Here is a 25742-nt window from a genome sequence, read left to right as displayed (position 1 = left end):
GGCACCAGGACCGGGGCCGGTCCCGTTCTTGTTGAAACGTTCGGGTACCGCCCGGACAGCAAAGCAATTCGCTAGCCATCCCTTGCGACGCTACTCCCGGTGCGCACACCGCGCGCGGCAGGCGCGCCGCGCCAACCGGCACAACAGGTTACGCGCGGGTGAACTCTCGTAACTCTGGTTCCTCGGCGAGTCCCCAGCCGCCGATCCGATCGGCGATCACGGTGCGCAGCGCGTCCTCGTCGAAGATGCCCGCGGCCGCGACGGTGGCGACCTTGTCCCCGTACGCGTCGATATCGCTACCGACCACGCCGAGTGCGGCCGCCCGGCTCGCGACGGCCGACACCGTCTCCGCACGCGCAGTCTGCGCCACATGGGCGACCAGGTTGCCGAAGAACACCGCGTGGCGCTCCTCATCGGTGGCGATCTTGCCGAACAGCGCCTTCAGCGTGGGTTCGGTGATCTGGGCTTCCAGATTGCGGCAGAACACCGCATTGGACTGCTCGAAGAACGCGAGGTTGACCAGCGTCTCGATCTGGGTCAGCTGGTCGGCGCGGTAGCCCTTCATCACGTGCTCGACGCGGACGTCCTCATTGGCGCTGGGATCGACCTCGCGGGTGACCACCAGGTAGTTGCGCAGCACGATGGCGTGCAGGTGCTCCTCGGCGGTCCAGCGGCCGATCCAGCGGCCCCACTTCTGGTCCAGGATGAAGTGCTCGACGATCTCGCGATGGTGCGCGGCGAGGTTGTCCTTGGTGATGAGCAGGATCTCGCAGGCATCGGTGACCGACTTGGGCAGCGTCACCTGGGACGGATCCCAGTCCTTACCGCCCAGGAAGGCAAAGTTCTCGCCCTGGTCGAACGGTACGTAGTCGTGCCCGTACCACGGCTCCTCGGTCGCCAGATGGCGAGCCAGGTTCTCGGCGACGACGGGCTCCAACTCGAGGGTCAGCGCATTGGCGACCGGAGGCTCTTTCTGTGCCATGAGGTTACTGTAACCCTCGTACACAGGTTTCTTGAAATTGCCCGACATGTGTCGTTCACCCATGCTCAGAGCGTCAGCCCCGGGTACAGGGGGTTCGCGGCCAGCAACTCGGCGGAGGCGGCCTTGACCCGGTCGGCGGTGTCCCCGGCCAGTCGGTATTTGGCTTTCGACGAACCTTCCGCCGACGTGTTCTTCAGCACCTCGACGACCAACTCGGCGACCTTGTCGAAGTCCGCACTGCCGAACCCGCGGGTGGTCAGCGCCGGCGTGCCGAACCGGATACCGCTGGTGTACCAGGCGCCGTTGGGATCGTCGGGGATGGAGTTGCGGTTGGTCACCACGCCGGCGTCCAGCAGCGCGGATTCGGCCTGCCGCCCGGTCAGTCCGAACGAGGTGACGTCCAGCAGCACCAGATGGTTGTCGGTGCCGCCGGTGACCAGCCGCGCCCCGCGGGTGAGGAACCCGTCGGCCAGCGCCTTGGCGTTGTCGGCGATGCGCTGGGCGTACTCGCGGAACGACGGCTGACGCGCCTCGGCCAGCGCCACCGCCTTGGCCGCCATCACATGGCTCAGCGGTCCGCCGAGCACCATCGGGCAACCCTTGTCGACGGCGGGTGCGTACTCCTCGGTGGCCAGCACCAGACCGCCGCGCGGACCGCGCAGCGATTTGTGCGTCGTGGTCGTGGTGACGTGGGCATGCGGCACCGGGTCCTCGTCTCCGGTGAACACCTTGCCCGCGACCAATCCGGCGAAGTGGGCCATGTCGACCATCAGGGTGGCGCCGACCTCGTCGGCGATCTCGCGCATCTTGGCGAAGTTCACCCGGCGCGGGTAGGCCGAGTAACCGGCGACCAGGATCAGCGGCTTGAACTCGCGGGCGGCGGCGGCGACGGCGGCGTAGTCGATCAGGCCGGTTTCGGCGTCGGTGCCGTAGCTGCGTTGGTGGAACATCTTGCCCGAGATGTTGGGCCGGAAACCGTGGGTGAGGTGCCCACCGGTGTCCAGCGACATGCCCAGCAGGCGCTGGTTGCCCAGCTTGTTGCGCAGCGTCTCCCAGTCCGCCTCGGACAGGTCGTTGACGTGTTTGGCCCCGAGTTCGGCCAGGCCGGGCGCCTCGATGCGGGTGGCCAGGATGGCCCAGAACGCGACCAGGTTGGCGTCGATACCCGAATGCGGCTGGGCGTAGGCGTAGGGCGCGCCGAACAGTTCACGGGCGTGCTCGGCGGCCAGCGCCTCCACGGTGTCGACGTTCTGGCAGGCCGCGTAGAAGCGGTGCCCGACGGTGCCCTCGGCGTACTTGTCGGAGAACCAGGTGCCCATGGTGAGCAGCACCGCCGGGGAGGCGTAGTTCTCGCTGGCGATCAGCTTCAGCGAATCCCGTTGATCGGCAAGCTCTTTGCGGGTGGCCGCGGCGACCCGCGGTTCGACCTGCTCGATGACCTGCAACGCGGCCCGGTAGGCCTCGCTCGCGGTGGCGGCGTAGTCGGCGCCGGGCGCACTGACGGTCGAATCTGCAGTCATGCCCACAGCTTATCGCCCCACCACGACGCCGATTACCCGGTCGTCAGGCCGCCCGCAGGGCGGACGGGATCAGCGGCTCGTCCAGCAGCCGGCCGAACCGCTCGGTCAGCGACACCTCGACCGGGCGGGCGTCCAGCCAGCCGCGCAGCAGCCGGTATCCCTCGACGTAGGTGCTGGTGTAGGCCCGCCACAACGGGGACGACAGGAACTTCAGCATCTGCCGGGCCCGCGTCTCGGTGGTCAGTAGCCACGTCGACAGATAGGCCACCACCTCGTCGACGTCGCGGTGCTCGTCGTGCAGCATCAGCGCCGCGTCCTGGCGCACATCGGCCAGCGCCGCGGAGGCCTCGGAAACGGCTGCGGCGCGCTCCCCGTCGAACCGCAGCCCGAGATCGGCGTAGATCTCGGCGGCCCACGGACCCCATTGCGGGCCGACGGTCGCATACAGCGCCAGGTCGGCCAACCCCTCGGCCATCAGGCACTGCGGGGTGTTGACCAGAAAGATGGTCTGCTCGGCCTGCCCGTCGCGGGCCACCAGGCCGGCCTCCTTCCTGCAGTGTTCGGTGTGGTGGCCGGGGTAGGACTCGTGCGCGACCAACCGCGGCAGATTCGACATCTGCTGCTTGAGGTCGGCGTTGACCGCGACGGTGGACTTGTAATCGCCGAGGTAGTAGTTGAAGCCCGACCAGGGCTTGTCGGTGACCACCTCGTAGGTGATGGTCTCGGCCTCCGGCAGCGGGTAGGTGGCCCGCACCCGGTCACGCAACGCCGAGGAGAAGGCGTGGATGCACTCCTCCAGCCGGGCCGGCGGGATCTCCTCGCCACTGCGGTAGGCATGCATCCGTTCGCCCAGCGACCCGGAGCCGCCGACGACCTCGTCGAGCAGGCGGTGCGCGTCGCGGTACCGCTGCGGATCGCCTTTCACGATGTCGACGTCGAAATACTCGCGCACCTCCTCGACGAACCCGACCTGCTCCCCGGCGAACTTCCGTCCCGCACAGGCCAGTGCCCGCAGATGTGCCGACAGGTAATCCGCGCGCTGCCCGTTCAGTCCGCTGCCGGGCACCTGGGTCAGCAGCCGCTGCGCCTGCCGGGCCAGGTCGGCCGGATCCGGTGCGGGCTCGGCGGCCACCTGACGGCGCAGGTGCGGATCGCCGGTGAAGGAGTCCACATAGCCCTCCTCGACCCGGTCGAAGCGCAGACCGAGAAGCAGATATTCGCGAATCAGGGCCTCTGAATCCGTACCGGCGTCCATGACCACAACCGTAGATGTAAGACTGACCGCATGCCGCGGCCGAGTGAGCCGAGCCCATATGTGGAGTTCGACAGAGCCCAATGGCGCTCACTGCGCATGGCCACCCCACTGGAGCTGTCCGAGCCCGAGTTGCTCGGGCTGCGCGGCCTCGGCGAGCAGATCGACCTGCTGGAGGTCGAAGAGGTCTATCTGCCGCTGGCCCGGCTGATCCACCTGCAGGTCGCCGCCCATCAGCGGCTGTTCGCCGCCACCTCGGAGTTCCTCGGCGAGCAGACCCCCGACACCCCGGTGCCGTTCGTCATCGGGGTGGCAGGCAGTGTCGCGGTGGGCAAGTCGACCACGGCCCGCGTGCTCAAGGCCCTGCTGGCCCGTTGGGAGAACCACCCGCGGGTGGACCTGGTGACCACCGACGGCTTCCTCTACCCCAACTCCGAGCTGGCTCGGCGGAACCTGATGCACCGCAAAGGGTTTCCGGAGAGCTACGACCGCAGGTCACTGATGCGATTCGTCACCGCGGTGAAGTCCGGGGCCGAAGTCGCCGGCGCGCCGGTGTATTCGCACCTGCTCTACGACATCGTGCCCAATGAGCAGCAACTGATCCGCCAGCCCGACATCCTCATCCTCGAGGGCCTCAATGTGCTGCAGACCGGTCCGGCACTGATGGTTTCGGATCTGTTCGATTTCTCGCTGTACGTCGACGCCCGCATCGAGGACATCGAGGGCTGGTACATCTCCCGGTTCCTGTCGATGCGGGCCGGCGCCTTCGCCGACCCGGCCTCGCATTTCCACCATTACTCGACGCTGACCGATGAGCAGGCGGTGTTCGCCGCCCGCGACATCTGGCATTCGATCAACCGGCCGAACCTGATCGACAACATCCTGCCGACCCGGCCGCGGGCAACCCTGGTGCTGCGCAAGGACTCCGACCATTCCATCAACCGATTGCGGCTGCGCAAGCTCTGACGGTTCGGCGCAGTCCCGCGTACTGCACGCTTCCGATGACAGCGGTGTACAGCGCACCACCGAACAACAGCGCGTACCCCCAGGTGGTCAGCGGCCAGACACCGGCTTCGGCCAGACCGACGAACCCGACGGTGAACAGCGCGTTGGCGGTGATGGTGGCGATGGCGCCGGGGCGCACTCGCTGCAGTCCGGCCAGTCGGTACACGACGACGCCGTAGAGCAGGAAAAACACCCCGAGCCCGTACTCGACGGCGACCGGCACGCCGGTCAGCGAGGACAGCCTGCCGGCGGCTGCGACGAACGGGATTCCGGTGATTCCCACCAGCACTGCGTCCAGACGCATGGCGAAGCGGAGCAGCCCGTCCCTGGCGTGGGTGGTGGGGGCGGTGAAAGTGGTCATCGAACGTTCCTTCCTGTTGGGGGGTGAGGAGAAGCCGGTGCGGGGGCATCACGCCAACCTCTAGCGGGACGACCCCGCACCGGTTCCGGCGGGAGTCACGCCAGCCGGCGCACTCCGAGGTATTGCAGTCCCGCGCAGCCGAGGGTGGCCGCGACGACGGCCAGCGTCATCACCACGCCCGCGGTGGTCAGCGGCAGCACGCCGGCCACCAGTACGGCCACCGCCAGCACCGCGAAGGCCACGTTGGCGACGACGACGCCGGTACCGATGAGGCGCAGCCCGGGTGCCGCGGCCAGGACGTAGAGCACAACGCCGTAGAGCACCAGGGCCGCGCCGGCGATCCACTCCGAGGCCGCCGACAACCCCGACAGCCGGGACAGCGGATCGGCGGCGAAGGCGATCAACAGACCGGTGCCGCCACACCCGGTGGCGTCGGCGCGCATGACGAACCGCAGCAGCGAGTCCGAACTGTCGGTCAGTGCCGGCCGGGTGAGGGAGGCGGTCATGTCGGGCTCCTCTTCGTTGAGGGGTGGACATCACCCACACTGCGAGAAACCCGCTGCCAGGTCTGCACCCGTCGCTGCCAGACGCTGCCAACCGCAGGTCAGCCCGTGTGCGCCACCTGTCCGCCGCGCAGGTCCGCGGCGATGACGCGGGCGGCCGCGTTCTGCCAGTTGTGCAGTGAGCGCTGGGGCACCTCGGTGACCAGCCATTGCCAGGCCTGCCGCGCGATCGGATCCAGACCGGAGGCGGTGGCGTTCTGGGCGTACGCGCGCACGCCGGCCACGTACGGGAAGTACAGCGAGTTGTAGTGCCGCCATTGCTCACTGGTGCCGAAGTCACCGGCGTCGCGCGGCTTGAGTGCGGCGATCCGGTCGGCCAGCAGCGCCTTGAGTTCGTTGGCCCGCTCCAGCGGCTGATCCGGGACGCCGCGGGCGGCCAGCCTGGCATCGATCGCCGGTAGCGCGGTGAGCGGGCTGGCCACCAACTTGGACAGGTCGCCGTAGTGGCCCAGCGCGCGGCGGGTCAGCCGCACGAACGTCTCGTCGTCGACGCGGTCCAGCGGACTGTCCGACCGCAGCGGCAGCGCCGCCTCGGTGCGGCGCAGCGCGGCGCGATCGGCACGCAGCTCCGGGGACCGCGAGAACGTCACCCGGTCCAGCACCCCGGCCAGCGGATCGGCGAGCACGTTGATGGTGACGGCGACCGCAACGCTGGTGAACAAAAGCACGGTCAGCGCGGTCAGCGCGGTCGGGCCCGCCACGGCGAGCCCGACCAGCGCCTGGGTGCCGAACGCGACGGCGACCACGGCCGTCGCCGCGAACGACCGCAGCATGTCCGCGCGCAGGGCCTGGCCCTCGTCGAACGCGTCGGACAGCGCGACGGCCACCCCGAGCAGCGCCACGTCGAACCCGGTGGAGGCCAAGGCAAGCCAGCTCGGCACCAGGCCCAGCGGGATGATCAGGATGGCGTTGCCGAGCGCGAAGAACAAGGTGGCCACCACCACGAAGCGCACCACCGGCATCGGCTGGGCCGGCCGCAACGCCGTCGCCGCCACCGCCCCCAGCGAGGACACCGACACGGCCGCGAACATCACCCAGTGCCCGGCCCGCAGCGGTCCGTCGACATTGCCCGCCAGCGCGGCGCCGGTGAACGCCGTCACGGCCACCGCCACCACGACCGCGACCTCCCGGGCCCGGCGGGGTGGATTGTCGGGTGGGCGGGACAACTCCAGCAGCACCGCGAACCAGAACACCCCCGGCAGCACGACGAGGTACACCTCGACCTGGCTGAGCCACGGCGTGTACGCCACCACCCGCACCGCGTCCAGCGCGACGACGACCGCGAAGCTGGTCAGTCCGGCGGCGGCCAGCGCCAGCACCGGCTTGGCGGGATTCCGGGCGAGCAGATACAAGCCGAGCCACCAGCTGAGTGCGAAGACGACCGCCGACAGCCCGGCCATGGTGGTTAGCGGCCGTGGCGCCGGTGGCGCCGGGTGTAGTCGCGCAACGCACGCAGGAAGTCGACCCGGCGGAAGGCCGGCCAGTGCGCCTCGGTGAACCACATCTCCGAATATGCGCTCTGCCACAACAAGAATCCGGAGAGACGTTGCTCACCCGAGGTGCGGATGACCAGATCCGGGTCCGGTTGCCCGGAGGTGTACAGATTCTCCGAGATGGCGTCGACGGTGACGGCCTCGACCAGCTGTTCGGCGCTCGCCCCATTGGCCAGTTCCTTGCCGAGCAGCGCGCGCACGGCGTCGACGATCTCCTGCCGGCCGCCGTACCCGACGGCAACGTTGACGTGGAACGAACCCGCGCCGGTGACCGCTGTGCTCGCCGTGCCCTCGACCGCTTCCCGCAGCCGGCGGGCGGGTTCTTCGCCGAGCAGTTCCAGGTCGCCGACGGTGCGCACACTCCAGCGGTTGGCCGGGGCGCAGATCTCCTCGACGACGTCGGTGATGATCCCGATGAGCGCGGACAGCTCCTCCGGGTCCCGCCCGAGATTCTCGGTGGACAGCAGATAGACGGTGGTGAGTTCGATGCCCGCGGCCTGGCACCAGCGCAGCATCTCGGCGATCTTGGCCGCGCCCTTGCGGTAGCCGTAGCTGACATCGTCGTAACCTGCGTCACGTGCCCAGCGCCGATTCCCGTCGCACAACACGGCAATATGCCGAGGGAGTTCGGATTTCGACCGGAGCAGCTCGTTGCGCAACCGCATCTCGTACAGCCGATAGGCCGGCTCTTTGAGACGCGGGGGAATGATCTCCACGAAAATCAGACTACTGTGGCGACCAAGCTCCCCCATGCCAGTTCAGTGGAGGTGACATGGCGACACCGATGCACACCAACAAGCCGTACCGGTCCGCAGCGGCCGGCACAACTCCCGTCGACGACCCCGGCGACCTGCCCGCAGCGGTGGTCGACGGGGTGGCCCAGTTCCTGGGCAAGCCGCGCGCCCGCGGCTGGATTCACGTCTACTCGGCGATCGTCGCGTTCATCGCGGGCGCGGCGCTGGTGTCGGTGTCGTGGTCGCTGCAGGGCACCCGCGCGGGGCTGTCCACCCTGCTTTACACCTTCACCATCGTGGCGATGTTCACCGTCAGCGGCACCTACCACCGGGTGACGTGGAAATCCCCCGACGCCCGCAAGTGGATGAAGCGGCTCGACCATTCGATGATCTTCATCTTCATCGCGGGCAGCTACACGCCGTTCGCGTTGCTGGCACTGCCCTCGTCGAAGGGCGAGGTGCTGTTCTGGATCGTCTGGGCGGGGGCGGCGGCCGGGGTGCTGCTCAAGATGTTCTGGCCGTCGGCGCCGGCCTGGGTGGGCGTCCCGCTGTACCTGTTGCTCGGCTGGGTTGCCGCGTGGTTCATCGGGCCGATCATGGACGGCGCCGGGGTGGCGGCCGTGGTGCTGCTGATCGTCGGCGGCGCGCTGTACAGCATCGGCGGGGTGCTCTATGGGCTGAAGTGGCCCAACCCGTGGCCGACGACGTTCGGTCACCATGAGTTCTTCCACGCCTGCACCGCGGTCGCGGCGATCTGCCACTACATCGCGATGTGGTTCGCGGTCTTCTCCGGCTGATCAGGAGTTGGTGACGTTCTCCGGGCCCCAGTAGGCCTTCATCGAGGTGATCTTGGCGTCGGCGTCGAAGGTCATCACACTGATGATCTCGATGCTCATGGCGGCCCCGTTGCCGAAATCCAGCGCGAGCTGCCAGTAATAGGCCGCCTCGTGGCCGAGCGCACGCAGGGTGTGGATCTCGGTCTTGCCCTTGACGTTCTCGATGTTCGCGTAGAAGCCGCGGATCGCTTGCCGGCCGATGTGCACCTCACCGCCCACCGGGTCCTCCACGGTGGCGTCGGAGGTGTACAGATCGGCGACTTCGTCGGCTGCGCCGTTGGCGACCAGCTCGAGATAGCGGTGGACGGTGGCGGTGATCTGCTCGGGAGTCGGCATGCGCCGCACGCTACACGGCGCGACTCAGCGCCGCGGCGAGATCCTGCGCCGTCGTCACCGGCAGATCGCATGTCCGGCCGCGGCACACATACGCGGCGTCGCGTCCGGCGATGCGGTCGCGACCGATCAGCAACTCCGAGCTGTCGACGGGGCCGCCGACCACGATGGCACCGCCGGGCGCCAATGCCCGTGCGGCGGTGAGCAGTTCGGAGGCCTGCGAGTCGCAGGCGACGGCGATCTGGATGGGTCCGCGGACCGCGGCCTCGGCGACGGCCAGCCAGTGCCCGCCGGAGCGGGCCGCCTTGTCCAGGATCGGCGTCGCGGCCGCCAGTGACGCCGACGCGGCGCCGCCGTAGCGTTGCGATGAGGTCAGGTGCGCCGCCAGCTGCAGCGCCTCGGCGGCCAACGACGCGCCCGACGGTGTCGCCCCGTCGAGTGGGTCGGCGGGCCGCAGCACCAGCGACTCGGCGTCATCGGCGGTGTCGAACCAGCGCCCGTCCGCGTCGGCGAAATGCTCAAGGGCGGTGTCCAGCAGTGCGGTCGCTTCGGGCAGCCAGCGGCCGGTCAGCTGGTGCAGGGTCAGCAGCCCGGTGGCCAGCGCCGCGTGATCCTCCAGGATGGCCGCGCTGTCCCCGACCACTGCGCCGAGGCTGACCCGGCGCAGTCGGCCGTCCACCACATGCAAGTCGAGCAGTGCGCGCGCACAATCGGTTGCCGCACTGAGATATTCGGGCCGATTCAGGGCCACCGACGCCTCGGCCAGCGCGGTGATGGCCAGCCCGTTCCACGCGGTGACGACCTTGGCGTCGCGACCGGGCTGGACCCGCCCGGCCCGCGCGGCCAGCAACGCGGCGCGCACCCGTGCGAACCGTTCGGGGTCGCCGGGGTCGGAGTGGAGTTGCAGCACCGATGCCCCGTGCTCGAATGTCCCCGCCTGCGTCACACCGAATACCGAAGCGGCCCAAGCTCCGTCGTCGTCGCCGAGAACCTCGCACAGCTGACCGGGCGTCCACACATAGGTGAGACCCTCCACCCCGGCGGAGTCGGCGTCCAGGGAGGAGGTGAACATCGCGCCGTCGCCGAGGCCGTCGATGAGGAACCGCGCCGTTTCGTCGGCGATCCGGTGCGCGAACGCATCACCGGTGCGCCGCGCCACATGCGCGTATACCCGCAGCAACAGCGCGTTGTCGTACAGCATCTTCTCGAAATGCGGTACCACCCAGGCATTGTCGACGCTGTACCGGGAAAAACCACCGGCCAACTGGTCGTAGATGCCGCCGCGGGCCATCGCCTGACAGGTGCGTTCCACCACATCGAGGCCTGACCCGGTGCGCTCATGATGGCGCAGCAGCGCCTCCAGCAGGGCCGACGGCGGGAACTTGGGTGCCCGCCCGAAGCCGCCGTGCACGGTGTCCTCGTCGGCCAGGACGGCGGCCACCGCGCGGTCACACAGCGCTGCCTCCAGGGCGGGCCCGCCGGCCAGCCCGGCGGCCATCGCGCGCAGGTCCCCGGCGATCGCGTCGGACGCGTGTTCCACCTCGTCGCGGCGCTCCCGCCAGGTTTCGTCGACCGCCGAGAGTAATTGCAGGAACGCCTCTTTGGGGTAATACGTGCCGGCGAAGAACGGCCGGCCGTCCGGGGTGAGGAAGCAGGTCATCGGCCAGCCACCCTGGCCGGTCAGCGCGACGGTCGCGTTCATGTAGACCGCGTCGAGATCGGGCCGTTCCTCGCGGTCGACCTTGATGCAGACGAAGTTGGCGTTGGTGACGGCGGCGACATCGGCATCCTCGAAGGACTCGTGCGCCATCACGTGGCACCAATGACATGCCGCGTAACCGATGGACAGCAGGATCGGCACGTCGCGCTCGGCGGCCTCGGCCAGCGCCTCGGGTGACCACTGCTGCCAGTGCACCGGGTTGCCGGCGTGCTGGCGCAGGTACGGGCTGCTGGACCCGCCCAGGGTGTTACCCCTTCGGGTCATCCTTGAACTCACCTGTCGTGCCCTCGTCGATGGCTTGGTCGGGCTCGGGATGCTCCGGGTCGAACGACTCCGGCAGCCTCTTCAGGTGCCGGTTCATCGACCACACCAACGCGAAGGTGCCGATGAGCAGCAGCACGACGACCACGAGGCCCAGGGGGCTCGCCTTGCCGAAGTCGGGTCCGGTGTCGCGGGGCCCGTCTTCGGCCAGCAGGCCGGCGAGCAAGATGAACGTGTCGGTCATGTTCCTATCCCCGTGAACAGGTCGGTCTCGGGCAACTGCACCGGCACGCGGGAGCGTGCGAGTTCGAACTCCTCGGTCGGCCACAACCGTTCCTGCCACTCCATCGGGACGGAGAAGAAGAAGCTCGCCGGGTCGATCTGGGTGGCGTGTGCCCGCAGCGCATCATCGCGCTGGGCGAAGTAGGCGGCGCACTCCACGCTGGTGGTGATCCGGCCGTCCAGCACGTCGAGTTCGGGGTCCCAGTCCTTGAGCCACTTCTCGAAGGGCCCGACCTGACCGTTCTTCGCGAACTCGTCCTGGAACAGCTGCATGCGCTTCCGCAGGAAACCGTGGTTGTAGTACAGCTTGGACGCCGCCCACGGTTCGCCCGCATCCGGGTAGCGGACGTGGTCGGCGGCGGCTTCGTAGGCGGCGACGCTGACCTCGTGGCAGCGGATGTGGTCGGGATGCGGGTAGCCGCCGTTCTCGTCATAGGTGGTGATCACGTGCGGGCGGAACTCCCGTATCAACCGGACCAGTCGCTGCACGGGTTCGTCCAGCGGCACCAAGGCGAAACAGCCCTCGGGCAATGGCGGAAGAGGGTCGCCCTCGGGCAGACCGGAGTCGACGAATCCCAGCCAGTGGTGCTCGACGCCGAGGATCTCGGCGGCTTTGGCCATCTCGTCGCGGCGCACCTCGTGGATCCGGCCGTGCACCTCGGGCAGGTCCATGGCCGGGTTGAGGATGTCGCCGCGCTCGCCGCCGGTCAGCGTCACCACCATGACGCGGGCCCCTTCGGCCGCATAGCGCGCGGTCGTCGCCGCACCCTTGCTGGACTCGTCATCCGGGTGGGCGTGTATCGCCATCAATCGCAGTTCAGTCATCTCGTCTCATCCAACGACGGAGGTCGTCCCTTCATGCCCACCGCCCTATAGTTCCAGTCCTAGGAGAAGCAACCGACCGACGGGCAGCCAAAACCTTGACCATCGACCGTCCCGCCGCCCGCTACGGGCGTCAGCGATTGTCCCGCAGTACCCGACGCCGGGTGGCGATCGGGTTGACCGCACTGATCGTGGTGGCGGGTGTGGCCCTGGCGTTCGTCGCGTTCAACCGGCTCGGCACGGGGGACGTCAAGGGCGAACTCGGCGGCTACCGCCTGGTCGACGACCAGACGGTTTCGGTGACCATCACGGTGACCCGGGCCGACCCGGCGCGGCCGGCGGTCTGCATCGTGCGGGCAAGATCCAAGGACGGTGGCGAGGTGGGCCGCCGCGAAATCCTGGTCCCGCCGTCGACCGAGACGTCGGTGCAGGTCACCACCGAGGTGAAGACCACCAAGGCGCCGGTGGTCGGCGATATCTACGGTTGCGGCACCGTTGTGCCGGCGTATCTGCGGACCCCGTAGCAACCCCCGTCGGGCGTCGGCGCAACCAACGCCGAACAGCGAATTCATGAAAATCAGCTGACCCGGCGGTGCTAGACTGGAGCGATACACGGTTCCGGCTGGAGCCGTGTATTGCTGCTTTAGCGCGCAAGATGCGGCTGCGAACGCGGTACTGAGACACAGCACCCACGCGGCACGAGCGCAGGACAATCGACGACAGGAGCGCGAGGATATGACCGATACTCAGGTCACCTGGCTGACCCAGGAAGCACACGACCGGTTGAAGGTGGAGCTGGACCAGCTGATCGCCAACCGGCCCGTGATCGCCGCCGAGATCAACGACCGCCGCGAAGAGGGCGACCTGCGCGAGAACGGCGGCTACCACGCCGCCCGCGAGCAGCAGGGCCAGGAAGAAGCACGCATCCGGCAGCTGCAGGAACTCCTGAACAGCGCCAAGGTCGGCGAGGCGCCCAAGCAGTCCGGCGTCGCACTGCCCGGTTCCGTGGTGAAGGTGCAGTACGGCGACGACAAGAGCGACACCGAGACCTTCCTGATCGCCACCCGGCAGGAGGGTGTCAGCGACGGCCGGCTCGAGGTCTACTCACCGAAGTCACCGCTGGGCGAGGCATTGCTCGACGCCAAGGTCGGCGATACCCGCAGCTACACGATCCCCAACGGCAACACCGTCACGGTGACGCTGCTCAGCGCGGAGCCGTATCACGCCTGAGGCCGGCTTCTAGCTGATGGCCCAGATCGCCGAGGATCTGTTTCTGTTACTGCTCGACAATTCATCGGCCCTACCGGGTCTGGAGCATCAACGACGCCGGCGGGTGCTCGGCGCGGCCGTGCTGCTGGACCTCGCCCACGCCTGCCTGGTCCGGCCCAGCGCGGACGGCGAACCCGTGGCGCCCGGTCACCTGGTGGCCCTGACGGGTACCGGCCCGCTCGATCCCGTCACCGGTCCCGCCTTCGACCTGTTGCGGCGCCGGCCGCTGCGGCCCGCCACCGCGTTGGCCAAGGTGGGCAAGCACAGTGAGACCGCCTTGGTGGGCTGGCTGGAGCACACCGGCCAGATCCGCAGAACGGATCAGTCGGCGGCGCTGCCCCTGATCAGCCGGGCCCGGGTCGATCCAGCCCGGGCAGCGCTGCTGGCGGCGCTCTTCGACCGGCAACCGCCCCCACCACCGACCGCGGCGATCATCTCGCTGCTGCACGCGGTGGACGGCCTGGGTGCGCTGCTGAGTCTCAACGACCGGGGCTGGCGCTGGGTGCACGCCAGGGCCGGTGAGATCGCGCTGGGCAGTTGGGTCGACGAACAGCCGACCGGGTGGGCGGAGGTCAACCTCGCGGTGACCGCGTCGGCGTTGCGGCCGGCGCTGGCCGGCTGAACGCGGCCGGTCAGCTCAGCGCCTGCTCCAGATCGCCGAGCAGGTCGGCGGCCTCCTCGATGCCCACCGACAGCCGGACCAGATCGTCGGGCACCTCCAGCTGCGAGCCGGCCGTGGACGCGTGCGTCATGGCGCCGGGATGCTCGATCAGCGACTCCACCCCGCCCAAGGATTCGGCAAGAATGAAAATTTCGGTGCGCGAGCATAATTCGTGCGCCGCGGCCCGGCCGCCCTTCAACCGGACCGACACCATGCCGCCGAATCCGGTCATCTGCTGGGCTGCGACGGCGTGCCCGGGATGGCTGGCCAGCCCCGGGTACAACACGGTGGACACGGCCGGATGCTCGGCCAGGAATTCGGCCACCTTCGCACCGTTCTCGCTGTGCCGCTGCATCCGGAGAACCAGGGTCTTGAGGCCCCGCATGGTCAGGTAGGCGTCGAAGGGACCCGGCACCGCACCGGCACCGTTCTGCAGGAACGCGAACGCGGTGTCCAGTTCTTCGTCGTTGGTCAGCAGTGCACCCCCCACCACGTCGGAGTGCCCGCCGATGTACTTGGTGGTGGAATGCAGCACGATGTCGGCGCCGAGGGTGAGCGGCTGCTGCAACGCCGGCGAAGCAAAAGTGTTGTCCACCAACAGCTTTGCTCCGCGCTTGTGAGCCACTGCGGCAAGCGCGGCAATATCGGCGATGTTGAGCAGCGGGTTGGTCGGCGTCTCGACCCAGACCAGCTTGGTCTGCCCGGTGATGGCCGCCGCGACCGCGTCGACATCCGACAGCGCAACCGGGGTATGGGTGACGCCCCACTGCGTGAACACCTTGTCGATCAGCCGGAAGGTGCCGCCGTAGGCGTCATCGGGGATGACGATGTGGTCGCCGGGGCGCAGCACCGCGCGTAGCGCACAGTCGGTGGCCGCCATGCCGGAGCTGAACGCACGCCCGTAGTCGGCCTGCTCGACGGCGGCCAGCGAAGCCTCCAGCGCGGCCCTGGTGGGGTTGCCGGTGCGGGCGTACTCGAAGCCGCCGCGCAACCCGCCCACACCGTCCTGGGCGAAGGTCGAGCTGGCGTAGATGGGCGCATTCACGGCGCCGGTCGCCGGATCCGGCCGGAACCCGGCATGGATCGCCCGGGTCGCCAGACCCTGCCAACGGTGTGCGTCCGAAGCACTGCGCTGCTCGCTCATGACCCTCAGGCTAGTGCTCCCCGTGAAACGCGAACCGGGGTGGACCGCTTGTGGTCCACCCCGGTTCGACTTCGGTTGACTACGGGGTGAGCGGCGCCACCGGTCCGCCGCTGAGCTTGCGGTAGGCGTACACCTGGAACAGCACCGCGACCGGCACCGCCACGATGAGGCCGATACCGCACAGCAGCGAACCGACGAAGGTGATGGCCGCCATGATCACCCAGGCCAGGATGGTCGGGACGATGTTGGCCTTCACGATGTCCACGCTGGCCTTGATGCCGTCGACCGGGGACAGGCCGCGCTCGACAACAATCACGGTGGTGAAAAAGGTGAAGAGCGCGACGGCCAGACCGGGGATGACGCACAGGAAGTACCCGATCGAGGTCAGGATGCCGACCAGAACGGTCGCCAGGATCACCGATCCGAGGTTGCGCGGCTTGAAGAACGAACCGATCTGCACCGGTTGACCGTCGGCGATGTCGAGTACGCCGCCGATGTACGCCGACGCCGCGGCGGCCATCAACACCAGCAGGATGATTCCGCCGAGGCCCAGCACCACGTAGCTGCCTGCGCCCAGGCCCGCGCTGTAGGAGTAGCTGAAGCCGCTGTCATAGGAGTCGTAGCTGGTGACTTCGCTGGGCGCCAAGGCGATCGCGATGCCGTAGACGATGCCGTACACGATGCCGATGACGATGCCGTACACCAGCGTCGGGACGATCAGCGCGGCCGCGTTCTTGCTGAACTTGTTCCACGCCCAGGAGAACGCCTCGCCGACGTTGAAACCCTGGCCCGGGCCGCCACCGAACGCGGGCGCACCCGGATATCCGGGCGGCGGCGGCGCGTACCCACCCTGCGGCGGGGGTGGTGGGGGGTAGCCGCCACCGGCGGGCGGCGGCGGGTAGTTCCCTTGCGGCGGTGGGTAGTTACCGCCGGCGGGGGGCGGCGGGTAGCCGCCCGGTGCGGGCGGCGGCGGGTAACCACCGGGGGCCGGCGGCGGCGGGTAACCACCCGGCGCGGGCGGCGGCGGATAACCACCGGCCGGCGGGACGTTCTCCGGCGGCGGCGGGTATCCACCGGGCGGCGGGTAATTGCCCGGTGGAGGTGGTGGTTGAGTCATGACGCCCTCTCGTGAATCGTTCGTTGCGGTGAAACGCCGGCCTGCGCATCGATGTGGCGGACCGGCGCTTTCATGGAGCCTAGGTCAGAGTGGCAGACATACGGTCGTCATGATCTTGTCGGCGAGTGTTTGACGTTTGGCGTCCCACAACGGAAACAGGTATCCGATGTAGCAGATGATGCCGTCCACGATGTGCGCCAGCTGCCGCACGATGGACAGGCCGAAACCGATTGGCTGACCGGTCTTCTCGCTGATGACCTTGAATTTCAGGATGCCCTTGCCGATGCTGGATCCGGTGGTGCCCTGCCGGTATCCGTAGTTCCACACCAGGTATGCGATGGACAGCGCCCAGGTGATGAAGAACGACACCTGACCCAAAGTCGATGCGCCGCTGGCGCAGAAGTCACCGAGGTCGTACTCGGAAGTGTCGGTGACACAGACGGTTTCCGTGGTGCCGAGCAGCAATCCGTAGCCGATGCCCTCCAGGATCGCGACCGGGATGAAGTCGATCAGCCACGCCAGCACGCGAGTCAGCCACGGCGTGTACGACTCTTTCGGCAGCGCCCCACCCGGGCCACCGGCACCGAAACCTGCTCCAGGAGGCGGCGGAGGCGGAAAACCACCCTGCGGCGGAGGTGGATAACCGCCAGGCGGCGGCGGAGGCGGCGGATAATTCCCAGGCGGAGGTGGCGGAGGAGTGGTCATGGACGCCTTCCAGGTGAGGAAATTAGCTGACTATGAGCGCTGTCACCTTACCTGAGAATGCCACCGAAATGGCTGCCATAGCCATTTCTTCATCGCGCCGATACGAACGTTTCCCGCGCTCGATGATTAGCATCGTTAATTGATTTCGCAATCAGCCAGTGCGCCGAAATAGCGGCACACACGGCACTTAACGACGTAGACCGCCCTCGGACAAAGACCCGAGAAGATCGTGGCGGGTGAGCACGCCAATTGGTTTGCCGTCCTCGACGACCATCAGCGCGTCGTAATCGCGCAATGTCTTGGCCGCGGTACTGAGCAGTTCGCCAGAACCGATTAGCGGTAGCGGCGCACTCATATGCTCGGCAACCGCGTCGACCAGCTTTGCCCGTCCTTCGAAGACGGCGGAAAGCAATTCGCGTTCGGATACGCTGCCGGCCACCTCGCCCGCCATCACCGGCGGCTCCGCGCCCACGACGGGCATCTGCGAAACCCCGTACTCGCGCAGGATGTTGATCGCGTCGCGGACGGTCTCCGACGGGTGCGTGTGCACCAGGTCCGGCAAGGCACCGGACTTGCGGCGCAATACGTCGCCGACGGTGAACTCTTCGATGGACCCGTCCAGGCGGCTACGCAGAAATCCGTAGGACGACATCCATCCGTCGTTGAAAACCTTTGACAGGTAACCGCGTCCACCGTCGGGCAGCAACACCACCACGACGGCGTCGGGTCCCGCACGCTCGGCCACCTTCAGCGCCGCCACGACGGCCATCCCGCACGATCCGCCCACCAGCAGCGCCTCCTCACGGGCCAGCCGGCGCGTCATGTCGAAGGAGTCCGCATCCGATACGGCGATGATCTCGTCGGGCACCGCCGGGTCATAGGCGCTGGGCCAGAAGTCCTCGCCGACACCCTCGACGAGGTACGGGCGCCCGGTGCCACCCGAGTACACCGAGCCCTCCGGGTCGGCGCCGATGATCTGCACCCGGCCCCCGGACACCTCCTTGAGATAGCGGCCGGTGCCGGTGATGGTGCCGCCGGTGCCGACGCCGGCCACGAAATGCGTGACCTTGCCTTCGGTGTCGGCCCAGATCTCCGGGCCGGTGGTCTCGTAATGGGACTCCGGTCCCATCGGGTTGGAGTACTGGTCGGGCTTCCACGCCCCGTCGATCTCCTCGACCAGCCGGTTGGAAACGCTGTAGTAGCTGTCCGGGTCCTCGGGAGCGACCGCCGTCGGGCACACCACGACCTCGGCGCCGTACGCGCGCAACACGTTCTGCTTGTCCTCGCTGACCTTGTCCGGGCAGACGAAGATGCACTTGTAGCCGCGGCGCTGGGCCACCAGCGCCAGGCCGACCCCGGTGTTGCCGGAGGTCGGTTCCACGATGGTGCCGCCCGGCTTCAATGCTCCGCTGGCCTCGGCGGCGTCGATCATCTTGACGGCGATGCGGTCCTTGGAACTGCCGCCCGGGTTCAGGTACTCGATCTTGGCGGCGACCAGTCCGGCGCCCGGGGCCACGACGGAGTTCAGCTGAACCAGCGGGGTATTACCGATGAGGTCACTGATGTGCCTGGCGATGCGCATGCGTCCATCGTGTCAGGCCGCGCAATCGGTCACCAGGCGGGCGTCACCAGGTGGCTTCGCGGATGTAGTCACCGATCTGGCGCAGCGAGCGGGTCGCCTCGTTCACGAACGGTCCACATATCTGGAAGACGTGCATCTGGCCAGGCCAGACGCGCACCTCGACCGGAACGCCCGCGGCGGCCAGCATTCGCGCGGCCTTTCGCGCATCGTTGAGCAGAACCTCCGAACCGGACACGTGGATGAGCGTGCGGGGCAGCCCCGGCTCGATGTGGTCCAGCGGTTCGTACACGTCTTCGTGCTGCTTGTCCGCGGCCCGGTCGATCAGTTCGATCAGTGCGCCGAATGCGTTGGGCGGGAACATCGCGTCCCCGTCCATGTTCGGATGCCGCTCCCGGCTCGCGTTGTCGATCTCGAAGAGCGGGGACAGCGTGACCATGGCGGCCGGCTCCTCACCCTCGGCCAGCAGCCGCTGCGCCAGCGCCAGCGACAGATAGCCGCCGGCCGAATCGCCGGCCAGCACGATGTGCTCGGGCGCGTATCCCGTCAGGCGCAGCCACTTGTAGGCGTCGTAGCAGTCGTCGATGGCCTGGCCGATCGAATGCTTGGGCAGCATCCGGTAGTTCACGACGAACATCGGGCTGTCGGCGAATTTCGACAGGCTCTCCACCAGGCGGCCGTGCGAGTTCACCCCGCACGCCAGGAACGCCCCGCCGTGCAGGTAGAGCACGACGCTGCGGTTACCGTCGGCGGGCAGCACACCCTCGGCCCGGACCAGCTGGGCGGTGCAGTTGGGCAACGCGATGGTGGCCCGCACGGTGCCCGCCGACGGCCGCAGGACGCGCGCGGCGAAGTCGACGATGCCGAACGGCCAGGGCAGCGCAGGGGCGCGGCAACCGATTGCCAGAACTGGCTTGATGGTCATCCGAACGGCCAGGGCGGCCAATCGGCCCGCAATGCTCGGGCCGTCCTCGACCACTTCGGCCGGGGCCCAGTCACCGACCGGGAATCGACGTGCCTGGTGGGCTCTAGCTGCACTGATGGCAGCGCGAGGGGAGCCTGAGACCTTACTTGGTGCCGTCATCGCCACCACTTCCTACGCCGTTGTAGTGCCCCGATAAGTCTGGTTACTTAGCCAACCGGAGTAACTTAGCTTGCCACCGTCAATTTGTTCAACAAATCAAAGAGCCGATTTAGTGCCGCACTCGATACCGCAACGTGACCGTCCCGACAGCTCCGGCTCACTGACATTCGGGTGGCTGACCCTAAAATCGGTGTCGTGGGCACACCGCGTCGGTCAACCATCGCCCTTGCGGCCGCGGCCACCCTCGCGTCGACGGGATCGGCCTATGTGGGGGCTCGCTCACTGCTGAGCGGACAAGCGGCAAAGGCACGGCAGGTCATCCCGAAATCCTGGGATGTGCCGCCGCGCGCCGACGGCGTCTACTCCCCCGGCGGCGGACCCGTCGAGAAGTGGCACCGCGGCGTGCCCTTCGACCTGCACCTGATGATCTTCGGCGACTCGACGGCCACCGGATACGGCTGCACGCTGGCCGAGGAGGTGCCCGGGGTGCTGATCGCGCGCGGCCTGGCCGCGGAGTCGGGTCAGCGCATCCGGCTCAGCACCAAGGCCATCGTCGGCGCCACGTCGAAGGGGCTGTCCGGCCAGATCGACGCGATGTTCGTGGCCGGACCACCACCGGACGCCGCCGTCGTGATGATCGGCGCCAACGACATCACCGCCGTGAACGGGTTGCAGCAGTCCGCCCGCCGACTCGGTGCCGCGGTGGGCAGGCTCCGCGCCAGCGGCGCCGTCGTCGTCGTCGGCACCTGCCCGGACTTCGGGGTCATCACCGCGATACCGCAGCCCCTGCGCCTGGTGGCCCGCACCCTGGGACTGCGGCTGGCCCGCATGCAGGCCGCGGCCGTGCACGGCGCAGGCGGTGTCCCCGTGCCGTTCTCGGACCTGCTCGCTCCCGAGTTCTACAAAGCCCCCGAGGTGCTGTTCTCGTCGGACATGTTCCACCCGTCGGCAGCCGGTTATGCACTGGCGGCCTCCCAGCTGCTCCCGGCGCTGGCGTGCGCGCTGGGCGTGCGGAACGCCGACTCCGAGGTCGAGGAGGCGCTGGAGTCCCGCACGGGTGACGGCACGCTGATCGACAGGCTGGGCAACGTCAGCCGGTTGTGGCGGCGCACGACGGGAGTACCCGCACCGATCGTCGCTCCTGTCACGGGTTAGGTTCAGGGGTAGTTACCGAGTCGACCTTCCGCGAGATCATCCAGGAGCCCTCATGCCCGAAGCCGTCATCGTTGCCACCGCCCGCTCGCCGATCGGCCGCGCCGTCAAGGGCTCGCTGGCCACCATGCGTCCCGACGACCTGGCCGCCCAGATCGTCCGCGCGGTACTGGACAAGGTGCCCTCGCTGGATCCCCGCGACATCGACGACCTGATGATGGGCAGCGCGCAGCCCGCCGGTGAGGCCGGCTACAACATCGCCCGCGCCGTCGCTGTGGAGCTGGGCTACGACTTCCTGCCCGGCACCACGGTCAATCGGTACTGCTCGTCGTCGCTGCAGACCACCCGGATGGCGTTCCACGCGATCAAGGCCGGCGAAGGTGACGTGTTCATCTCCGCGGGTGTGGAGACGGTGTCGCGCTTCGGCGTCGGTGCCGCCGACGGCGCGCCGAACTCGAAGAACCCCCTGTTCGAGGAGGCCCAGGCGCGCACCGTCGCGCAGGCCGAGGGCGACATCAAGTGGCATGACCCGCGCGAAGACGGCCTGATCCCGGACGTCTACATCGCCATGGGCCAGACCGCCGAGAACGTCGCGACCTACACCGGCATCAGCCGGGAAGACCAGGACCACTGGGGTGTCCGCAGCCAGAACCGCGCCGAGGAAGCCATCAAGAGCGGCTTCTTCGAGCGCGAGATCACCCCGGTGACGCTGCCGGACGGCACCGTCGTCTCCACCGATGACGGTCCCCGCGCCGGCACCACCTACGAGAAGATCAGCCAGCTCAAGCCGGTGTTCCGACCCAACGGCACGATCACCGCCGGCAACGCGTGCCCACTGAACGACGGTGCCGCCGCGGTGGTCATCATGAGCGACACCAAGGCCAAGGAACTCGGCCTCACCCCGCTGGCGCGCATCGTGTCCACCGGTGTGTCCGGGCTGTCGCCGGAGATCATGGGTCTGGGCCCGATCGAGGCCATCCGCAAGGCACTCGGGAAGGCCGGCAAGACGATCTCCGATATCGACCTGGTCGAGATCAACGAGGCCTTCGCCGTGCAGGTGATCGGCTCCGCCCGTGAGCTGGGCATCGACGAGGACAAGCTGAACGTGTCCGGCGGCGCCATCGCGCTGGGCCACCCGTTCGGCATGACCGGTGCCCGCATCACGGCCACGCTGCTGAACAACCTGGCGACCTACGACAAGACGTTCGGCATCGAGTCGATGTGTGTCGGCGGCGGCCAGGGCATGGCGATGGTCGTGGAGCGGCTCTCCTGAGTTAGCGGCACATTTGGGACTGCGCTCAGATCGCGATTTCACCAGAACCCGCGATCTGAGCGCAGTGCCGATGCGCTCAGCGCGGATCCGATTGCCGTTGATCGAGCGCGGCACGCACGCGTCCCAGCATCAACACCGATCCCGACACGGCGGGCCGTAGAGGTTGCACTGAGATCGCCGTCTGTGGATGAATCGCGATCTGTGTACACAACCGAATCCCGCAACGCAGCGCCGACCCGCCTATGACCACCCTCGGAACACCGCTGTCCCCGCACGCCACCCGGGTGATGCTGCTCGGCTCCGGTGAGCTGGGCCGCGAAGTGCTGATCGCGTTGGCCCGCCTCGGCGTCGAGACCATCGCCGTCGACCGGTACGACAACGCGCCGGGGCACCAGATCGCCCATCACGCGCGCACCATCGCGATGACCGACCCGGACCAGCTGCGGGCCCTGATCGAGGCCGAGAAGCCCGATCTGGTGGTGCCGGAGATCGAGGCCATCGCCACGCCGGTGCTCGAGGCCCTGGAGGCCGAGGGCGTGGTGACCGTCATCCCGACGGCGCGGGCGGCCCGGCTGACCATGGATCGCGAAGGCATTCGCCGGCTGGCCGCCGAGACTCTGGGACTACCCACCAGTCCGTACCGGTTCTGTGATTCGCTGCAGGAACTCCAGACCGCGGTCGGTGAGATCGGCTACCCGTGTGTGGTCAAACCGGTGATGAGCAGTTCCGGCAAGGGTCAGAGCAAGCTCGATGGGCCGGACGACGTCGGGCCGGCCTGGGAGTACGCCATGTCCGGCAGCCGGGTGAGCAACACCCGGATCATCGTCGAGGGTTTCGTCGATTTCGACTACGAGATCACCCTTTTGACGGTGCGGGCGCGCGGCGGCGACGGCGAGATCCGCACGCAGTTCTGCGAACCCATCGGACACCGACAGGTCAGCGGCGACTATGTCGAGAGCTGGCAACCGCATCCGATGCCCGCATCGGCGCTGGAACGTGCACAACAGATCGCCGGCGCGATCACCGACGATCTCGGCGGCCAGGGCATCTTCGGCGTCGAACTGTTCGTCAAGGGTGCGCAGGTGTGGTTCAGCGAGGTCAGCCCGCGGCCGCACGACACCGGCATGGTGACGATGGTGTCCCAGTGGCAGAACGAGTTCGAGCTGCACGCCAGGGCCATCCTCGGCCTGCCGGTGGACACCACCCTGAAATCACCGGGTGCGAGCGCGGTGATCTACGGCGGTGTCGAGGCGCACGGCGTCGTGTTCGACGGTGTGGACGCGGCTTTGCAGGTGCCGCACACCGACATTCGGCTGTTCGGCAAACCGGAGAGTTTCACCACCCGCCGGATGGGGGTGGCGCTGGCCTTCGATGAGGACGTGGACGTCGCGCGCCGCAACGCGGTCGAGGCGGCGAGCCGGGTCAAGCCGCGGTTGCCTTAGTCGGGCGCCGAGGCTGCACCCGGCACACGAAAAGGGCGCCCACCACTGGTGGGCGCCCTTTCTCGCAATCGAGCTAGTCGTTGTTGAAGTAACTCAACAGCCGCAGGATCTCCAGGTACAGCCACACCAGGGTGACCGTCAGCCCCAGGGCAATGCCCCAGGCGGCCTTCTCCGGAGCGCCGGCGCGGATCATCTGGTCGGCCGAGTCGAAGTCGATCAGGAACATGAACGCCGCCAGACCGATGCAGACCAGCGAGAAGATGATCGCCAGCGGGCCGCCGCTGCGGAGGCCGAAGCCCTCGCCGCCGCCGACGCCGAACAGCGCGAGCACCATGTTGAGCAGCGCGATCGCCATGACGCCGAACAACGCCGCCACCATCATCCGGGTGAACTTGGGGGTAACCCGGATGGCTCCGGTGCGGTAGACCACCAGCATGCCGACGAAGACGCCGACGGTGCCGAAGATGGCCTGCGCGATCATGCCCGGGCCGCCGGTGGAGACCAGGTTCGCGAACAGGAACGACGCGGCGCCGAGGAACACACCCTCCAGCGCGGCATAGCTCAGCACGATGGCCGGGTTGTCCTGCTTGCGACCGAAGGTCGCGATCATGACCAGAGCTAAGCCACCGAGACCGCCGACGAGCACGAACGGCATCATCAAGCCGGGGCTCATGGACACCATGAAGTACGACAGGACGCCGAGAGCCGTCACCACCGCGAGGGTGATGCCCGTCTTGGTGACGACGTCATCGATGGTCAGCGGCCGCGAAACTCCGCGCTGCTGATCCGGGTACTGCGTGATGTACGGGTCTGCATCACGCACCTGCTGGGCACCGAAGCTTGCGGCTCCGGTACCGAACTGCGCGTATCCGCCCTGCTCTTTAGGCAGGGAGCGGAATACCGGGTTGCTGCTCTCGCGCACCGTAGGTCCTCTCCTGTGCTGTGGTCCGAGTTCTTCGAACACATCGTCAACGATCAACTGCCCTGGGCTGGTTCCCGAGATGTCCCGATGTGCTGAGAAAATTCTCAGGAAACGTCCAGGTTGATCTTGGTGCAAACCCTACCCGTCGCCGGAGCGGCCGGAGTGACGAACTAGATTGCAATCGTGACCGAAAACGAGGACATCCTAGTAAGTGTCCGCAATGGTGTCGGGATCCTGACCCTGAACCGGCCCAAGGCGATCAATTCCCTCAACGACGTCATGGTCGCAGGCATGCAGCAGGCGCTCGGCGACTGGGAACACGATGATTCCGTCAAGGCCGTGCTGCTGACCGGAGCCGGCGAGCGGGGCCTGTGCGCCGGCGGCGACGTCGTCGCGCTCTACCACAGCGCCAAGGCCGACGGCGCCTACGCCAGGAAGTTCTGGTGGGACGAGTACCTGCTCAACGCCCACATCGGCCGCTACCCGAAACCGTATGTCGCACTGATGGACGGCATCGTGATGGGAGGCGGCGTCGGGGTCGCGGCCCACGGCAACATCCGCGTCGTCACCGAGAAGACCAAGATGGGCATGCCCGAGGTCGGCATCGGCTTCATCCCCGACGTCGGCGGCACCTACCTGCTGTCGCGGACCCCTGGACTGCTCGGCCTGCACGCCGCACTGACCGGGGCCCCGTTCTCCGGGGCGGACGCCATCGCGCTGGGCTTCGCCGATCACTTCGTCCCGCACGAGCGACTTCGCGACTTCGCCGAGGCCGTCGTCAACGACGGGCACGAGGACGCGCTGAACTCCTACGCCGAGGAGCCACCGCCCAGTGCGCTACTCGCGCAGCGCGATTGGATCGACACCTGCTACGCCGGCGACACCGTCACCGACATCATCGACGATCTGCGCCGCCAGGAAACCGAGCCGGCCGACGCCGCCGCGGACCTGATCGCCACCCGCTCCCCCATCGCGCTGGCCGTCACGCTCACCGCGGTCCGGCGCGCCGCCCACCTGAAAACCCTGGAAGAAGTTCTGCAGCAGGAGTTCCGGGTGTCGGTGGCCTCGGCGAAATCGCATGATTTCGTCGAAGGGATCCGCGCCCAGCTGGTGGACAAGGACCGCAGCCCCAAGTGGTCGCCGGCCACCCTCGCGCTCTGCGACAATGCGGCCATCGACGCCTATTTCGCCTCCGCCGACCCCGATCTCACGTTTCACAAGGAGTGACGC

General features: G+C 68.0%; 26 protein-coding genes. 9 read left to right on the top strand and 17 right to left on the bottom strand.

Going from position 1 to position 25742, the window contains the following annotated elements; translation table 11 throughout:
* Positions 1-148: 148 nt before the first annotated feature.
* The 3 genes from ACXPWS_RS06180 to ACXPWS_RS06170 form a co-directional block, all read right to left on the bottom strand.
* Positions 149-982 carry an acyl-ACP desaturase gene (locus ACXPWS_RS06180; RefSeq protein WP_458711602.1) on the bottom strand — a complete coding sequence of 278 codons (834 nt, stop codon included), beginning with the start codon at positions 980-982 and terminating at the stop codon, positions 149-151.
* Between the two features lie 65 nt (positions 983-1047).
* On the bottom strand, positions 1048-2502 hold the full coding sequence (locus tag ACXPWS_RS06175; RefSeq protein WP_458711601.1) for a glycine hydroxymethyltransferase: 1455 nt from the start codon (positions 2500-2502) through the stop codon (positions 1048-1050).
* Positions 2503-2545: 43 nt separating this feature from the next.
* On the bottom strand, positions 2546-3757 hold the full coding sequence (locus ACXPWS_RS06170) for a DUF885 domain-containing protein (protein ID WP_458711600.1): 1212 nt from the start codon (positions 3755-3757) through the stop codon (positions 2546-2548).
* A 30-nt stretch (positions 3758-3787) separates the two neighbouring features.
* On the opposite strand from ACXPWS_RS06170, the gene coaA reads away from it, so the two are divergent.
* On the top strand, positions 3788-4720 hold the full coding sequence (gene coaA, locus ACXPWS_RS06165) for a type I pantothenate kinase (protein ID WP_458711599.1): 933 nt from the start codon (positions 3788-3790) through the stop codon (positions 4718-4720).
* On the opposite strand, the gene ACXPWS_RS06160 is transcribed toward coaA, so the two are convergent.
* The 4 genes from ACXPWS_RS06160 to ACXPWS_RS06145 all read right to left on the bottom strand — a co-directional run bounded on the left by ACXPWS_RS06160 (position 4692) and on the right by ACXPWS_RS06145 (position 7892).
* On the bottom strand, positions 4692-5120 hold the full coding sequence (locus ACXPWS_RS06160) for a hypothetical protein (protein ID WP_458711598.1): 429 nt from the start codon (positions 5118-5120) through the stop codon (positions 4692-4694). The genes coaA and ACXPWS_RS06160 overlap by 29 nt on opposite strands.
* 95 nt (positions 5121-5215) lie before the next feature.
* Entirely contained in the window at positions 5216-5626 is a 411-nt protein-coding gene (locus ACXPWS_RS06155) for a hypothetical protein (RefSeq protein ID WP_458711597.1), read from the bottom strand.
* 98 nt (positions 5627-5724) lie between these two features.
* Positions 5725-7083 carry a hypothetical protein gene (locus ACXPWS_RS06150; protein ID WP_458711596.1) on the bottom strand — a complete coding sequence of 453 codons (1359 nt, stop codon included), beginning with the start codon at positions 7081-7083 and terminating at the stop codon, positions 5725-5727.
* Positions 7084-7088: 5 nt separating this feature from the next.
* Positions 7089-7892, bottom strand: a complete 804-nt coding sequence (locus tag ACXPWS_RS06145; protein ID WP_458711595.1) for a (2Z,6E)-farnesyl diphosphate synthase — start codon at positions 7890-7892, stop codon at positions 7089-7091.
* A gap of 68 nt (positions 7893-7960) precedes the next feature.
* Here ACXPWS_RS06145 and trhA point away from each other — a divergent pair, with 68 nt between their 5' ends.
* Positions 7961-8707 (top strand): PAQR family membrane homeostasis protein TrhA, encoded by a 747-nt coding sequence (gene trhA / locus ACXPWS_RS06140; protein WP_458713425.1) that lies wholly within the window; start codon positions 7961-7963, stop codon positions 8705-8707.
* Here the strand turns inward: trhA and ACXPWS_RS06135 are convergent, their stop codons facing one another.
* From ACXPWS_RS06135 to mca, 4 genes are read right to left on the bottom strand one after another with little or no spacing between them, the layout of a single operon-like run.
* Positions 8708-9082, bottom strand: coding sequence for a nuclear transport factor 2 family protein (locus ACXPWS_RS06135; RefSeq protein WP_458711594.1), 375 nt, complete (start codon positions 9080-9082; stop codon positions 8708-8710).
* A 10-nt stretch (positions 9083-9092) separates the two neighbouring features.
* Positions 9093-11063 (bottom strand): thioredoxin domain-containing protein, encoded by a 1971-nt coding sequence (locus ACXPWS_RS06130; RefSeq protein WP_458711593.1) that lies wholly within the window; start codon positions 11061-11063, stop codon positions 9093-9095.
* Positions 11047-11304: a hypothetical protein gene (locus ACXPWS_RS06125; RefSeq protein ID WP_458711592.1), complete on the bottom strand. Its 258-nt coding sequence runs from the start codon at positions 11302-11304 to the stop codon at positions 11047-11049. The genes ACXPWS_RS06130 and ACXPWS_RS06125 overlap by 17 nt, the downstream gene beginning before the upstream one ends.
* On the bottom strand, positions 11301-12167 hold the full coding sequence (gene mca / locus ACXPWS_RS06120; RefSeq protein WP_458711591.1) for a mycothiol conjugate amidase Mca: 867 nt from the start codon (positions 12165-12167) through the stop codon (positions 11301-11303). The genes ACXPWS_RS06125 and mca overlap by 4 nt, the downstream gene beginning before the upstream one ends.
* A gap of 95 nt (positions 12168-12262) precedes the next feature.
* Between mca and ACXPWS_RS06115 the strand changes: the two genes are divergently transcribed.
* The 3 genes from ACXPWS_RS06115 to ACXPWS_RS06105 all read left to right on the top strand — a co-directional run bounded on the left by ACXPWS_RS06115 (position 12263) and on the right by ACXPWS_RS06105 (position 14055).
* The gene (locus ACXPWS_RS06115) at positions 12263-12688 is read left to right on the top strand and encodes a DUF4307 domain-containing protein (RefSeq protein ID WP_458711590.1); all 426 of its coding nucleotides are present in this window, start codon (positions 12263-12265) and stop codon (positions 12686-12688) included.
* 211 nt (positions 12689-12899) lie between these two features.
* Positions 12900-13394, top strand: coding sequence for a transcription elongation factor GreA (greA, locus tag ACXPWS_RS06110; RefSeq protein ID WP_458711589.1), 495 nt, complete (start codon positions 12900-12902; stop codon positions 13392-13394).
* A 16-nt stretch (positions 13395-13410) separates the two neighbouring features.
* Positions 13411-14055, top strand: coding sequence for a GOLPH3/VPS74 family protein (locus tag ACXPWS_RS06105; protein WP_458711588.1), 645 nt, complete (start codon positions 13411-13413; stop codon positions 14053-14055).
* A 10-nt stretch (positions 14056-14065) separates the two neighbouring features.
* On the opposite strand, the gene ACXPWS_RS06100 is transcribed toward ACXPWS_RS06105, so the two are convergent.
* The 5 genes from ACXPWS_RS06100 to ACXPWS_RS06080 form a co-directional block, all read right to left on the bottom strand.
* Positions 14066-15238, bottom strand: coding sequence for a cystathionine gamma-synthase (locus ACXPWS_RS06100; protein ID WP_458711587.1), 1173 nt, complete (start codon positions 15236-15238; stop codon positions 14066-14068).
* A gap of 79 nt (positions 15239-15317) precedes the next feature.
* Positions 15318-16355, bottom strand: coding sequence for a DUF7847 domain-containing protein (locus ACXPWS_RS06095; RefSeq protein ID WP_458711586.1), 1038 nt, complete (start codon positions 16353-16355; stop codon positions 15318-15320).
* A gap of 84 nt (positions 16356-16439) precedes the next feature.
* Positions 16440-17060: an RDD family protein gene (locus ACXPWS_RS06090; RefSeq protein WP_458711585.1), complete on the bottom strand. Its 621-nt coding sequence runs from the start codon at positions 17058-17060 to the stop codon at positions 16440-16442.
* Between the two features lie 187 nt (positions 17061-17247).
* The gene (locus tag ACXPWS_RS06085; protein WP_458711584.1) at positions 17248-18642 is read right to left on the bottom strand and encodes a cystathionine beta-synthase; all 1395 of its coding nucleotides are present in this window, start codon (positions 18640-18642) and stop codon (positions 17248-17250) included.
* Between the two features lie 43 nt (positions 18643-18685).
* A complete protein-coding gene (locus ACXPWS_RS06080; protein WP_458711583.1) occupies positions 18686-19723 on the bottom strand; it encodes an alpha/beta hydrolase in 1038 nt (345 codons plus the stop codon).
* Positions 19724-19918: 195 nt separating this feature from the next.
* Here ACXPWS_RS06080 and ACXPWS_RS06075 point away from each other — a divergent pair, with 195 nt between their 5' ends.
* From ACXPWS_RS06075 to purT, 3 genes are all read left to right on the top strand, one after another.
* Positions 19919-20878, top strand: coding sequence for an SGNH/GDSL hydrolase family protein (locus ACXPWS_RS06075; RefSeq protein WP_458711582.1), 960 nt, complete (start codon positions 19919-19921; stop codon positions 20876-20878).
* 52 nt (positions 20879-20930) lie between these two features.
* On the top strand, positions 20931-22148 hold the full coding sequence (locus tag ACXPWS_RS06070; RefSeq protein ID WP_458711581.1) for an acetyl-CoA C-acetyltransferase: 1218 nt from the start codon (positions 20931-20933) through the stop codon (positions 22146-22148).
* 242 nt (positions 22149-22390) lie between these two features.
* A complete protein-coding gene (purT, locus tag ACXPWS_RS06065; RefSeq protein WP_458711580.1) occupies positions 22391-23590 on the top strand; it encodes a formate-dependent phosphoribosylglycinamide formyltransferase in 1200 nt (399 codons plus the stop codon).
* Between the two features lie 73 nt (positions 23591-23663).
* On the opposite strand, the gene ACXPWS_RS06060 is transcribed toward purT, so the two are convergent.
* Positions 23664-24512: a Bax inhibitor-1/YccA family protein gene (locus tag ACXPWS_RS06060; RefSeq protein WP_458711579.1), complete on the bottom strand. Its 849-nt coding sequence runs from the start codon at positions 24510-24512 to the stop codon at positions 23664-23666.
* 183 nt (positions 24513-24695) lie between these two features.
* Between ACXPWS_RS06060 and ACXPWS_RS06055 the strand changes: the two genes are divergently transcribed.
* Positions 24696-25739, top strand: coding sequence for an enoyl-CoA hydratase/isomerase family protein (locus ACXPWS_RS06055; protein WP_458711578.1), 1044 nt, complete (start codon positions 24696-24698; stop codon positions 25737-25739).
* Positions 25740-25742: the final 3 nt, after the last annotated feature.

It is taken from the genome of Mycobacterium sp. BMJ-28 (assembly GCF_054404835.1).
The sequence above is the reverse complement of the archived record's forward strand: the minus strand, read 5'-3'. Positions and strand labels throughout refer to the sequence as shown.

Excerpts from the sequence above, each read along its gene's own strand:
- ACXPWS_RS06180 (WP_458711602.1), bottom strand. The coding sequence starts at position 982 with ATGGCACAGAAAGAGCCTCCGGTCGCCAATGCGCTGACCCTCGAGTTG.
- ACXPWS_RS06175 (WP_458711601.1), bottom strand. The coding sequence starts at position 2,502 with ATGACTGCAGATTCGACCGTCAGTGCGCCCGGCGCCGACTACGCCGCC.
- ACXPWS_RS06170 (WP_458711600.1), bottom strand. The coding sequence starts at position 3,757 with ATGGACGCCGGTACGGATTCAGAGGCCCTGATTCGCGAATATCTGCTT.
- coaA (WP_458711599.1), top strand. The coding sequence starts at position 3,788 with ATGCCGCGGCCGAGTGAGCCGAGCCCATATGTGGAGTTCGACAGAGCC.
- ACXPWS_RS06160 (WP_458711598.1), bottom strand. The coding sequence starts at position 5,120 with ATGACCACTTTCACCGCCCCCACCACCCACGCCAGGGACGGGCTGCTC.
- ACXPWS_RS06155 (WP_458711597.1), bottom strand. The coding sequence starts at position 5,626 with ATGACCGCCTCCCTCACCCGGCCGGCACTGACCGACAGTTCGGACTCG.
- ACXPWS_RS06150 (WP_458711596.1), bottom strand. The coding sequence starts at position 7,083 with ATGGCCGGGCTGTCGGCGGTCGTCTTCGCACTCAGCTGGTGGCTCGGC.
- trhA (WP_458713425.1), top strand. The coding sequence starts at position 7,961 with ATGCACACCAACAAGCCGTACCGGTCCGCAGCGGCCGGCACAACTCCC.
- ACXPWS_RS06135 (WP_458711594.1), bottom strand. The coding sequence starts at position 9,082 with ATGCCGACTCCCGAGCAGATCACCGCCACCGTCCACCGCTATCTCGAG.
- ACXPWS_RS06130 (WP_458711593.1), bottom strand. The coding sequence starts at position 11,063 with ATGACCCGAAGGGGTAACACCCTGGGCGGGTCCAGCAGCCCGTACCTG.
- ACXPWS_RS06125 (WP_458711592.1), bottom strand. The coding sequence starts at position 11,304 with ATGACCGACACGTTCATCTTGCTCGCCGGCCTGCTGGCCGAAGACGGG.
- mca (WP_458711591.1), bottom strand. The coding sequence starts at position 12,167 with ATGACTGAACTGCGATTGATGGCGATACACGCCCACCCGGATGACGAG.
- greA (WP_458711589.1), top strand. The coding sequence starts at position 12,900 with ATGACCGATACTCAGGTCACCTGGCTGACCCAGGAAGCACACGACCGG.
- ACXPWS_RS06105 (WP_458711588.1), top strand. The coding sequence starts at position 13,411 with ATGGCCCAGATCGCCGAGGATCTGTTTCTGTTACTGCTCGACAATTCA.
- ACXPWS_RS06100 (WP_458711587.1), bottom strand. The coding sequence starts at position 15,238 with ATGAGCGAGCAGCGCAGTGCTTCGGACGCACACCGTTGGCAGGGTCTG.
- ACXPWS_RS06095 (WP_458711586.1), bottom strand. The coding sequence starts at position 16,355 with ATGACTCAACCACCACCTCCACCGGGCAATTACCCGCCGCCCGGTGGA.
- ACXPWS_RS06090 (WP_458711585.1), bottom strand. The coding sequence starts at position 17,060 with ATGACCACTCCTCCGCCACCTCCGCCTGGGAATTATCCGCCGCCTCCG.
- ACXPWS_RS06085 (WP_458711584.1), bottom strand. The coding sequence starts at position 18,642 with ATGCGCATCGCCAGGCACATCAGTGACCTCATCGGTAATACCCCGCTG.
- ACXPWS_RS06080 (WP_458711583.1), bottom strand. The coding sequence starts at position 19,723 with ATGACGGCACCAAGTAAGGTCTCAGGCTCCCCTCGCGCTGCCATCAGT.
- ACXPWS_RS06070 (WP_458711581.1), top strand. The coding sequence starts at position 20,931 with ATGCCCGAAGCCGTCATCGTTGCCACCGCCCGCTCGCCGATCGGCCGC.
- purT (WP_458711580.1), top strand. The coding sequence starts at position 22,391 with ATGACCACCCTCGGAACACCGCTGTCCCCGCACGCCACCCGGGTGATG.